General features: G+C 73.4%; 12 protein-coding genes. 9 read left to right on the top strand and 3 right to left on the bottom strand.

The genetic code is table 11. The features are described from left to right. Positions 1 to 228: 228 nt before the first annotated feature. Entirely contained in the window at positions 229 to 1413 is a 1185-nt protein-coding gene (locus tag ACPC54_RS29200) for an ATP-binding protein (RefSeq protein WP_498969030.1), read from the bottom strand. Positions 1414 to 1709: 296 nt separating this feature from the next. Here ACPC54_RS29200 and ACPC54_RS29195 point away from each other — a divergent pair, with 296 nt between their 5' ends. Next, a complete protein-coding gene (locus ACPC54_RS29195) occupies positions 1710 to 2138 on the top strand; it encodes a cytidine deaminase family protein (RefSeq protein ID WP_498969029.1) in 429 nt (142 codons plus the stop codon). 95 nt (positions 2139 to 2233) lie between these two features. Further along, positions 2234 to 2797 (top strand): EF-hand domain-containing protein, encoded by a 564-nt coding sequence (locus tag ACPC54_RS29190; protein WP_498969028.1) that lies wholly within the window; start codon positions 2234 to 2236, stop codon positions 2795 to 2797. A gap of 109 nt (positions 2798 to 2906) precedes the next feature. Here ACPC54_RS29190 and ACPC54_RS29185 read toward each other — a convergent pair whose 3' ends face one another. Beyond that, entirely contained in the window at positions 2907 to 3482 is a 576-nt protein-coding gene (locus ACPC54_RS29185; protein ID WP_498969027.1) for a TetR/AcrR family transcriptional regulator, read from the bottom strand. A 164-nt stretch (positions 3483 to 3646) separates the two neighbouring features. Between ACPC54_RS29185 and ACPC54_RS29180 the strand changes: the two genes are divergently transcribed. The 7 genes from ACPC54_RS29180 to ACPC54_RS29150 all read left to right on the top strand — a co-directional run bounded on the left by ACPC54_RS29180 (position 3647) and on the right by ACPC54_RS29150 (position 8820). Continuing rightward, positions 3647 to 4234 (top strand): dihydrofolate reductase family protein, encoded by a 588-nt coding sequence (locus ACPC54_RS29180; protein ID WP_498969026.1) that lies wholly within the window; start codon positions 3647 to 3649, stop codon positions 4232 to 4234. A gap of 111 nt (positions 4235 to 4345) precedes the next feature. After that, positions 4346 to 4777, top strand: coding sequence for a gamma-glutamylcyclotransferase family protein (locus tag ACPC54_RS29175; RefSeq protein WP_498969025.1), 432 nt, complete (start codon positions 4346 to 4348; stop codon positions 4775 to 4777). A 155-nt stretch (positions 4778 to 4932) separates the two neighbouring features. Further along, positions 4933 to 6171 (top strand): precorrin-6y C5,15-methyltransferase (decarboxylating) subunit CbiE, encoded by a 1239-nt coding sequence (cbiE, locus tag ACPC54_RS29170; protein ID WP_498969024.1) that lies wholly within the window; start codon positions 4933 to 4935, stop codon positions 6169 to 6171. After that, entirely contained in the window at positions 6168 to 6929 is a 762-nt protein-coding gene (gene cobM / locus ACPC54_RS29165) for a precorrin-4 C(11)-methyltransferase (protein WP_498969023.1), read from the top strand. The genes cbiE and cobM overlap by 4 nt, the downstream gene beginning before the upstream one ends. Further along, a complete protein-coding gene (locus ACPC54_RS29160; protein ID WP_498969039.1) occupies positions 6929 to 7705 on the top strand; it encodes a cobalt-precorrin-6A reductase in 777 nt (258 codons plus the stop codon). Before cobM ends, ACPC54_RS29160 begins: the two co-directional genes overlap by 1 nt. Before the next feature lie 57 nt (positions 7706 to 7762). Then, positions 7763 to 8266 carry a DinB family protein gene (locus tag ACPC54_RS29155; RefSeq protein WP_498969021.1) on the top strand — a complete coding sequence of 168 codons (504 nt, stop codon included), beginning with the start codon at positions 7763 to 7765 and terminating at the stop codon, positions 8264 to 8266. Between the two features lie 47 nt (positions 8267 to 8313). Continuing rightward, the gene (locus ACPC54_RS29150; protein WP_498969019.1) at positions 8314 to 8820 is read left to right on the top strand and encodes a protein-tyrosine phosphatase family protein; all 507 of its coding nucleotides are present in this window, start codon (positions 8314 to 8316) and stop codon (positions 8818 to 8820) included. 43 nt (positions 8821 to 8863) lie between these two features. On the opposite strand, the gene ACPC54_RS29145 is transcribed toward ACPC54_RS29150, so the two are convergent. Next, complete coding sequence (locus ACPC54_RS29145) at positions 8864 to 10393, bottom strand: UDP-N-acetylglucosamine 1-carboxyvinyltransferase (protein ID WP_498969018.1); 1530 nt, start codon at positions 10391 to 10393, stop codon at positions 8864 to 8866. Positions 10394 to 10573: the final 180 nt, after the last annotated feature.

Raw genomic sequence — 10573 nt, 5'->3', positions numbered from 1 at the left:
CGGGCATTACGGTGGGACACGAAGACCTCCGTGTGTGGTGTGGAGCCTAGACACCTCCACCACACCGGAGGTCTTCGCCATGATCAAGCCCGACCGTCAACAACGCTCATGGTCAATACAACTAGCGGATTCCGTCGCCGGCCCGGGCGTGAACGCCGTTGCGGGGGAACGGCGTTGCGGGGAAAGGGCGTTGCGGGGGAACGGCGTTCGCACCCGGGCTGCTGCCGGTCAGTCCCGGCCGGTGCTCCGCAGAGCCCGGCGGGCGACGGCCGCAGCGTGCGCCGGATGCTCCGCCAGCCAGGCGCCGAGGTGCTCCCGGACGGCCTCGGCGACGCAGGCGCGCACCGGGGCGTTGCCCAGGAGGTCACGGAGGGCGCCCTCGAACACGGGGCCGTCCAGCTTGACGGACACGACCGCCGTCAGGCCCTCGGCGATCCGGACGGCATCCAGGTCGGGGTCCGTCGCCGCCAGCAGCCGCTGCTCACGTGCGTACGCGGTGACGGCGGCCGCCAGCCCGTCGCGCAGGCCCGCGAGGTGCGTGCCGTCGCTGGTGGGGCGGCTGTTGGCGTAGCCGCGGATCCGTTCCTCCCCGGTGTCGCGCCAGCGCAGGGCCACCTCCATCGTGCCGGCCATCCGCGCGTCCTCGCGCTCGAAGGCGATGACGTCCGGGCCACCGGGTGACGCCGTCCGGCCGTCGAGGTGCGCGACGAGGTCCCGGGCCCCGCCGGTGGACCGGAACCGGAGCGCACGGGTCTCGCCCGGGCTCCGCCGGTCGGTGAGGGTGAGATCCAACTCGCGGTAGAGGAAGGCCAGTTCCCTGAAGCGGTCGGCGAGGGTGTCGACCGCGCAGTCGGTGGTCGTGAAGATCTCGGCGTCCGGCCAGAAGGTGAGGACGGTCCCGGCCTTGGTCCCGGTCCCGGCCTTGGTCCCGGTCCCGGTCTCGGTCCCGCCCGTCCGCCCCGCCTCGGCGAGCGGAGTGACGGCGACGCCGCGCTCGTACTCCTGGGCCCAGCGGACCCCCTCACGGTGCACCTCGGCCGCCAGCCGGGCCGAGAGGGCGTTGGCCACGCAGAGCGCCATGTCGTGCCAGCCCCACCCCGCGTGGCGACGGCTGACCGGCTTCGACCCGACGGCGTAGCCGGTCAGCAGGGCTTCGAGATCCGGCTCGACGGGGATGCCGGGCCCGTCGTCGGCGACCCGCACGCCGCCGTCCGGCGTGAGGGTGACCTCCACCCGGCCGGCCCGACCGGCCAGGACCTCGTTCACCGCCCGCTCGACGACGTCGATCACCAGATGGTGCAGGCCTCGTTCGCCGGTCGATCCGATGTACATCCCGGGCCGTTTCCGGATTGCCGCGACCGCCTCCAGCACCTCGATGTTGACGGCTTCGTACGACGTGGATCCCTTGCTCACGACATCCCCTCCCAGAGGTTTCCGGCGGAGCCCCCAGCCTAGGGAAATCTCGTGAAAACACCAGGTCAGAGCGGGTTTCGAGAAGGGCTGGGCAGCGGTGCGGGCGACCTTCGGGAGGCGGTCGGCGCCGGTGGTCCCGGGGCACCCCGGGAGTGCGCGCAGGCCCCCGCCGAAGGCGCGTACGGCACCATTCCCGGCGGCGCAGAGGTCGCCGATCCAAAAATGTTGGCGCCGGCGCCGGATCGCGGCCCATGATCGGAGCCTTCGCACTCGATCCACTCAAGCAAGGAGCCACCATGCCCGCCAGCGCGCAGACCAGCACCGGCCCGGAGGCCGTCGACCTCGAACTCGTCGCGGCCGCCGAGGAGGTGGCCCGCCGGTTCTGCCGCGGCGACAACCACACCGTCGCGGCGGCCGGGCGCAACGCGGACGGGCGGATCGTCACGGCCGTGAACGCCTACCACTTCACCGGCGGGCCCTGCGCCGAGCTGGTGCTGATCGGCGCGGCGGCCGGCCAGGGGGCGTACGAGCTGACGACGATCGTCGCGGTGGGCGACCGCGAGCGCGGCGTCATCCCGCCGTGCGGGCGCTGCCGCCAGGCGATGCTGGACTACTTCCCCCGGGCCCGGGTCATCGTCGGACAGGGGTCGGCGCTGCGCACCGTACCGGTGCCGGACCTGCTCCCGGCGGCGTACGTCTGGGCGGACCATCAGGTGGAGGAGTAGCCGAGCCGTCGGCTCGCCGTTCGGCTGCGCGGGAGCCGCGCGACGCGTTAGCGTGCAGGCGGAGTGACGCAGCGATCACCAGCCGAGGGGGCGCGTTGTCGGACGACCTGCTCATCGCGAAGATCAACCACGGTTTCGACCACCTCGACGCCGATGGGGACGGTCTGCTCACCGAGCGGGACCACGTGCTCATGGGCCTGTCGGTGGCCCGCTCGCTCGGGCACCGGGAGGGCTCGGAGGCCGAGGCGGTGATCGTGCGCGCCTACCTGACGGTCTGGCACGACCTGCACCTGGCCCACCTGCCGGCCGGCACGCAGGCGATCACCCGGGAGCAGTTCCTGCGGTCCACGGGCTCGCTCGCGGACGACCCGGAGGCGGCGCGGGCCTGCTACGGCGCGCTCGCCGCCGCGTTCCTGGACGTTGCGGACGCCGACCGCAGCGGCACGATCGACGCCGGGGAGTTCTTCGTGTTCCAGCGCGGCCACTTCGCCGGGCTCTCGCGCGACGACGCCGACGAGGCCTTCCGCCGCCTCGACCGGGACGGTGACGGCATGCTGTCGGCGGCCGAATTCACCGACGCCATCGTCGAGTTCTGGACCAGCCGCGCCCCGGAGGCACCGGGCAACTGGTGGACGGGGAAGGCGCCGGAGGCGTTCTGACGCCGAGTCCCCCGGCACCCCCGTCACGACGTGCCGACACCGCTGACACCGCCGCTCCGGCCTGACGGGTGACCGTCCCGGCCGGAGCGGCGGTTTCGTTCCCGGCCGGTCAGACCGCCGGGACGATCCGCTCGACGATCGCGTCGATCAGCGCCGTCAGGCCGTCCATTCCCAACACCTCGGGGAGCGTGAGGTGTTCGAGGATCAGACCGGTCATCGCCAGGTACAGCACGACGACGGTCTCCCGGTCGCCCGGCAGGCCCTCACCGAGGTGGTAGGCGACGTTGGCGTCCAACTCCTCCCGGACGGCTGCGGTGAGCCGGGCCCGCAGCTCGGGGCGGCGGGTGGCCTCCAGGCGCAGCTCCCACAAGGCGATGTAGCCCGCGCGGTCCTCGGAGATGCGGCGGAAGACGTCGCGCACCAGGGCCTTGACCAGGTCGCGGTCGCGCGGGGCCCGCAGGAGCTCGGCGATGATCACCGGGTCGGGGGCGAGCCGGTCGTGGATGTGCCGGGCGGTCTGGTCGAGCAGATGGTCGCGGTTGGAGAAGTAGTTGGAGGCGGTGCCCTTGGGCACGCCGGCCTGCACGTCGACCGCGCGGAAGGTCAGGCCGCGGGCGCCCTCGCGGGCGAGGACCTCGATGGCGGCGTCGGCGAGGGCGGTGCGGCGGGCGGGGTTCTGGACCATGGACCGATTCTCTCTTCCACGACTTCAGGGATCTTCTCGACCCCGGCGATCGGCACGGGTGGACAACCACTACAGGTGGAGTACTATAGGTGAAGTGGTTGAGCGGGGGGCCCGAACCGGCCCCGCCAACCGACCCGGACACGCCCCCGATCCCGAGGACCTGCATGCGCAAGCTCAGCTACTTCATCGGCGCCACCATCGACGGCTTCATCGCCGCCCCGGACGGCGACTTCGACTTCTTCACCCCCTTCGTCACCGAGGACTACGCCCCCGCGCTGTTCGCGCAGTACCCGGAGACCATCCCCACCCCCGCGCGCGCCGCGGTCGGCATCGCCGAGGCCCCCAACAAGCTCTTCGACACCGTCGTGATGGGGCGCGGCACCTACGACCCCGGGCTGGCCATCGGCCTCACCAGCCCGTACGGCCACCTGCGGCAGATCGTGTTCTCCCGCACCCTCGACCCGGCGCTGGACCCGGAGGTGGAGATCACCTCGGAGGACCCGCTCGCGGTCGTCCGCCGGCTCAAGCGGGAAGCGGACGGGCTCGGCATCTGGCTCTGCGGCGGCGCCGACCTCGCCGGGCAACTGCTCCCCGAGATCGACGAGCTGATCATCAAGCAGTACCCGGTCGTGGCCGGCGAGGGCATCCCGCTGTTCCGTGCGGGGTTCGAGCCGCGGGCCTTCACGCTCACCGACAGCCGGATCTTCGCGCGCGGGAACGTGGTGCTCACGTACGAGCGGGCGGCCTCGTAGCCGTGACGGGCCGCGGGTGCCGCGGGCAATGCGGGCACCGCGGGCAGCGCGGGTACCGCCGGACGGGTGCGGGGCGTACCGTGGGCGGCCCCGCCCAGGAGGTCCGCACCCGTGTCCGAATCCGATGACGCCCTGCCGTTCTTCGTCTACGGCACGCTGCGCACCGGCGGGCGCAACCACGCCACCCACCTCGCCGGGCGCTGCGCGGACGTCCGGCCGGCGGTGCTGGACGGCGCCGCGCTGCACGCGGGCCCCGGGTACCCGTTCGCGGTACCGGACGCCACCCCGGGCCGCCGGGTGCTCGGCGAGCTGATCACCGTCCGCCCCGGCGCGTACGCGGCGGCGCTCGCCACGCTGGACCGGCTGGAGGACTGCCGGGCGGACGGCACGGGCCTGTACGTGCGGCGGCGGCTCGCGGTGCGGACGGCGACGGACGGGGCGACGCAGGCCTGGGTGTACCTCGCCGGGCCGCAGGTCGCGGCGCGACTGCGCGAGCGGCCGGCGCTGATCGCCTCGGGGGACTGGACGGCGGCGAACAGCTGACAGATTTCAGATAACAGATTTCAGCGAACAACTTTCATCTTTCGTTCGCTGAAATCTGTCATCTGAAATCTGTTCGCTGACATCCGTTCTCCGTCCTCCGTTTCCTGCCCGGTAGGCTGCCCCGGCCAGCAGCAACGAACGACGAGGAGCCACCGGTGCCCGAGCAGCCACCCCCGATCACCGTCGTCGGGATCGGTGCCGAGGGCTGGTCAGGTCTCTCCCCCGCCTCCCGGGCCGCCCTGCTGGACGCCGAGGTGGTCCTCGGCGCCCCCCGGCAGCTGGACCTCCTCCCCCGCCCCGAGGTCGCCGCCGAGCGCATCACCTGGCCGTCCCCGCTGCGCCCCGCCGTCCCCGGCCTGCTCGCCGCCCACGCCGGCCGCCGGATCGCCGTACTGGCCAGCGGCGACCCGATGTTCTACGGCATCGGCCGCACCCTCGCCGAGACGGTCGGCCCCGACCGGCTGCGCGTCCTGCCGCACCCCTCCTCCGTCTCCCACGCCTGCGCCCGGGTCGGCTGGCCGCTGGAGGCCACCGAGGTCGTCAGCCTGGTCGGCCGCCCGCTGGACACCCTCACCCTCGCCCTGCACCCCGGCCGCCGCCTGCTCGTGCTCAGCGCCGACGCCGCCACCCCCGCCGCCGTCGCCGCGCTGCTCACCGCCCGCGGCTACGGCACCGCCCGCCTGCGCGTGCTCGAAAAGCTCGGCCACGCCGACGAACGGCAGCTCCACGGCCGCGCCGACGACTGGCCGCACGCGCCCGGCGACCCGCTTAACCTCATCGCCGTCGAACTCGGCGACGGCCCGCGCAGCTCCCTCGTCCCCGGCCTGCCCGACGCCTCCTACGAGAGCGACGGCCAGCTCACCAAGCGGCACGTGCGCGCCGCCACCCTCGCCGTGCTCACCCCCTCCCCCGGCGAACTGCTGTGGGACGTCGGCGGCGGCTCCGGCTCGATCGCCGTCGAGTGGCTGCGCGCCCACCGCGACTGCCAGGCGGTCAGCATCGAGCGCGACCCCGTCCGGGCCGAGCGCATCACCCGCAACGCCGCCGCCCTCGGCGTTCCCCGGCTGCGCGTGGTCTCCGGTCCCGCGCCCGCCTCGCTCGCCGAACTCCCCACCCCCGACGCCGTGTTCATCGGCGGCGGCCTCACCGCCCCCGGCCTGCTGGACAGTTGCTGGTCCGCGCTGCGCCCCGGCGGCCGCCTCGTCGCCAACACCGTGACGCTGGAGTCCGAGGCGCTGCTCACCGAGTGGTACCGGCGCCACGGCGGGGAGCTCGTCAAGCTGGCCGTCGCCCACGCCGTGCCGGTCGGCGGCTTCACCGGGTGGCGCCAGGCCATGCCGGTCACCCAGTGGTCCGCCGTCAAGCCCAACACCCCTCAGGAGAACGCCTCGTGACCGTCTACTTCATCGGAGCCGGCCCGGGCGCCGCGGACCTGATCACCCTGCGCGGCCAGCGCGTCCTGGCGCGCGCCGAGGTCTGCCTCTACGCCGGCAGCCTGGTGCCGCGCGAGCTGCTGGACGAGTGCCCGCCCGGCGCCCGCCTCGTCGACACCGCGCAGCTCAACCTCGACCAGATCATCGCCGAACTGGTCGACGCGCACGAGGCGGGCCGGGACGTGGCCCGGCTGCACTCCGGCGACCCGTCCGTCTTCTCCGCCGTCGCCGAGCAGATGCGCCGCCTGGACGCGGCCGGCGTGCCGTACGAGGTCGTCCCCGGCGTGCCGGCCTTCGCCGCCGCGGCGGCCGCCCTGAAGCGGGAGTTGACCGTCCCGACGGTCGGCCAGACCGTCATCCTGACCCGGATCTCCAAGCGCGCCACCCCGATGCCCGAGGGCGAGGACCTGGCCACCCTCGGCCGCAGCGGCGCCCTGCTGGTGCTGCACCTGGCCGCCGGCTACGTGGACGACGTGGTCGAGCAGCTGCTCCCGCACTACGGCGCCGACTGCCCCACCGCGGTGGTCGCCATGGCCAGCCGCCCCGACGAACTGGTGCTGCGCGGCACGCTCGCCGACATCGCCGGGCAGGTCAAGGAGGCCGGCGTGGTCCGCACCGCCGTCATCATCGTCGGCCGCACCCTCGCCGCCGAGCAGTTCCGCGACAGCCACCTCTACTCGGCGGACCGCGAGCGCCCGCACGAGCCCTGCGGCGCGTGATGCGACACCTGCTGATCCTCGGCGGCACCACCGAGGGCCGGGCGCTGGCCGCCGCGCTCGCCGACCGTCCCGGCCTGCGGGTCACCAGCTCGCTGGCCGGGCGGGTCGCCCAACCCCGCCTGCCCGCCGGGCAGGTGCGGATCGGCGGCTTCGGCGGCCCGGACGGCCTGGCCGCCTGGCTGCGCGCCGAACGGGTGGACGCCGTGGTGGACGCCACCCACCCGTTCGCCGCCGGCATCTCCCACAACGCGGCCCTCGCGGCCGCCGCCACCGGCGTGCCGCTGCTGGTGCTGCGCCGCCCCGGCTTCACCGCGACCCCCGGCGACCGCTGGCACCTCGCTCCCTCGCTCGCCGCGGCCGCCGAGCTGCTGCCCGCCCTCGGACGGCGGGTCTTCCTCACCACCGGACGGCAGGGCATCGCCGCCTTCGCCCACCTCGACGGGCTCCACTTCCTCGCCCGCTCGGTCGACCCGCCGGAGCCGCCGATGCCGGCGGCGCTCGAAGTCCTGCTCGACCGGGGCCCGTTCACCCTCGACGGCGAACGCGCGCTGCTGCGCGACCACCGCGTCGACGTCCTCGTCACCAAGGACAGCGGCGGCGCCGCCACCGCCCCCAAGCTCACCGCCGCGCGCGAACTCGCCCTGCCCGTGGTCGTGGTGGAGCGCCCCCCGGTCCCGGCCGGCCTGCCCGTCGCCCCGGACGTCCCGGGCGCGCTGCACTGGCTGGAGCAGTCGGACCGGCCGGAGCGGTCCGGGCGGCCGGAGCGGTCGGACTGACCCGTCCACCCCGTGAAATCGCGGGCGCTCGCGGCGGCCGCCCGGCAGGATGAGGGCATGGACGACGATCAGCGCACCTCGACTCCCCGGACCGCCGACGAACGGGCCACCCTGGCAGGCTTCCTGGACCACCAGCGCGACACCCTGGCGATGAAGTGCGCCGGCCTGAGCACCGAGCAGCTGCGCGCCCGCGTCCTGGAGCCGTCCGGGCTCTCACTGCTCGGGCTGGTCCGGCACCTCGCCGAGGTCGAGCGCAGCTGGTTCCGCAACGTGCTGGCCGGCGAGGAAGCGCCCGGCTTCTGGAAGCACCCGGACGGCTCCTTCGCCGAGTTCGACGCCGACACCGCCGACCCGGAGGAGGCCTTCGCGATCTGGCGCCGGGAGTGCGACCACGCACGGGAACTCGTCGCCGCCGCAGAGTCGTTGGACGTCCTGGGCCGCGTCGGCGAGGAGGTGTTCTCGCTGCGCTGGATCCTCACCCACATGATCGAGGAGTACGCCCGCCACAACGGCCACGCCGACCTGCTGCGCGAGCACCTCGACGGAACGACCGGCGAGTAGCCCGCCCGCAGGCCCGGCCCGCGGCGCCACCCGGAGAGGGAGCAGGAGTGCGCACCCGCCAGAAGGAACGCGACACCTCCGGGCCGTCCGAGCCCTGGAACGAGATCGCCCCCGGCCTCTGGATGGGCGGGCACTACTACACCCCGCCCGGCGGCGAGCCGGAACCCGCCGTCGTCCGGGGCGAGTTCGACCTGGTGGTCAGCCTGTTCACGATTCCCGGGCACGGCCCCGCGCCGGGCGTGGAGCACCTCGTGCGGGAGGTGCCGGACGCCGCACTCTCACCCGGGCAGCTGCGGGCCGTCCAGGAGGCGGCCGATGCCGCGGCGCGGGCCGTGCTCCGGGGCCGCCGGACGCTGGTGCGCTGCCACTCGGGCTACAACCGCTCGGGGCTGGTGGTGGCGCAGGCGCTGGTCGGGTTGGGGTGGGAGGTCGGGGAGGCCGTCCGGATGGTGCGGGAGCGGCGCTCGGCCTGGGCGCTGAACAACCCGGTGTTCGTGGACTACCTGGACACCGGGCTGGACGTCGCCGAGCTGCTGTCCGGCCTCAACGGGTGAGGCCGGACAGCGGATTGACCGTCCGTCAGGCGGCCTGTCCGGCTCAGATGTCGCGGAAGGTCTCGATCTGGGCGCCGATGGAGTTCAGGCGCTCGGCCAGGTCCTCGTAGCCGCGGTTGATGACGTACACGTTGCGCAGCACGGAGGTGCCCTCGGCGGCGAGCATCGCGAGCAGGATGACCACGGCCGGGCGCAGCGCCGGCGGGCACATCATCTCGGCGGCGCGCCAGCGGGTGGGGCCCTGGACGAGGACGCGGTGCGGGTCGAGGAGCTTGACGTCCGCGCCGAGCCTGGTCAGCTCGGTCAGGTAGATGGCGCGATTGTCGTAGACCCAGTCGTGGATCATCGTGGTGCCGTGCGCGGCCGCGGCGATGGCGGCGAAGAACGGCACGTTGTCGATGTTGATGCCCGGGAACGGCATCGGGTGGATGGTGTCGATCGGCGCGGTGAGCTTGGAGGGGCGCACGGTGAGGTCGACCAGCCGGGTGTGGCCGTTGTGGGCCCGGTACTCCGGGGTGCGGTCGTAGTCGAGGCCCATGCCCTCCAGCACCGCGAGCTCGATCTCCAGGAACTCGATCGGCACCCGGCGGATGGTCAGCTCGGAGGAGGTGACGACGGCCGCGGCGAGCAGGCTCATCGCCTCCACCGGGTCCTCGGCCGGGGTGTAGTCGACGTCGCAGGTGATCTGCGGGACGCCGTGCACGGTGAGGGTGGTGGTGCCGATGCCCTCGATCCGCACGCCCAGCTTCTCCAGGAAGAAGCACAGGTCCTGGACCATGTAGTTCGGCGAGGCGTTGCGGATGACGCTGACGCCGTCGTGCCGGGCGGCGGCGAGCAGGGCGTTCTCGGTGACGGTGTCCCCGCGCTCGGTCAGCACGATCGGCCGGTCCAGCGGGGTGCCGGGCTCCACCGAGGCGTGGTAGGCGCCGCCGGTGGTGGCGACCTCCAGTCCGAAGCGGCGCAGCGCCGTCAGGTGCGGCTGGACGGTCCGGGTGCCGAGGTCGCAGCCGCCCGCGTACGGGATGGCGAAGCGCTCGGCGCGGTGCATCAGCGGGCCGAGGAACATCAGCACGCTGCGGGTGCGGCGGGCGGCCTCGACGTCCATCGCGGCCAGGTCGAGCTCGGCCGGCGGGGTGAGTTCGAGGTCGCGGCCCTCGTTGATCCAGCGGCTCCTGACGCCGATGCTGGTCAGCACCTCCAGGATCCGGTAGACCTCCTCGATCCGGGCGACGCTGCGGATCGTGGTGCGGCCGGTGGTCAGCAGCGAGGCGCAGAGGATCGCCACGCAGGCGTTCTTGCTGCTGCGGACGTCGATCGCACCGGAGAGGCGGGTGCCGCCGGTGACGCGCAGGTGCATCGGGCCGGAGTAGCCGAGGGAGACGATCTCGCTGTTGAGGGCTTCGCCGATGCGGGCGATCATCTCAAGGCTGACGTTCTGCTTGCCCTGTTCGATGCGGTTGACCGCGCTCTGGCTGGTGCCGAGTGCCTCGCCGAGCTGCGCCTGGGACCAGCCGCGGTGCTGACGAGCGGTACGGATGAGGGTGCCGATACGGGTGAGGTAGTCGCCTGTCACTCGGCAGACCATATCTCATGGTTGAGATGGTGCCAGAATCAAGAGTGGGCGCGGCGCCGCTTTTGTCCGCTTCTCACCCTGTATGCGCGTCGGATCTTCACATCACCGTGCGATATTCCTGAGGTTTCCCTGTGCGTTCCCGAGGTTCCGCGGTACCTTCCCGGGGCTCCGCCGCACGGG

The sequence above is a fragment of the Kitasatospora sp. NPDC094028 genome (assembly GCF_049543595.1).
Classification (GTDB): domain Bacteria; phylum Actinomycetota; class Actinomycetes; order Streptomycetales; family Streptomycetaceae; genus Kitasatospora.
Note: the sequence above shows the minus strand (reverse complement) of the source record. Positions and strands in the feature narration are given on the sequence as shown.

Coding starts and splice junctions, on each gene's coding strand:
- ACPC54_RS29185 (WP_498969027.1), bottom strand. CDS start 3,482: ATGGTCCAGAACCCCGCCCGCCGCACCGCCCTCGCCGACGCCGCCATC.
- ACPC54_RS29155 (WP_498969021.1), top strand. CDS start 7,763: ATGGACGACGATCAGCGCACCTCGACTCCCCGGACCGCCGACGAACGG.
- ACPC54_RS29195 (WP_498969029.1), top strand. CDS start 1,710: ATGCCCGCCAGCGCGCAGACCAGCACCGGCCCGGAGGCCGTCGACCTC.
- ACPC54_RS29180 (WP_498969026.1), top strand. CDS start 3,647: ATGCGCAAGCTCAGCTACTTCATCGGCGCCACCATCGACGGCTTCATC.
- ACPC54_RS29160 (WP_498969039.1), top strand. CDS start 6,929: ATGCGACACCTGCTGATCCTCGGCGGCACCACCGAGGGCCGGGCGCTG.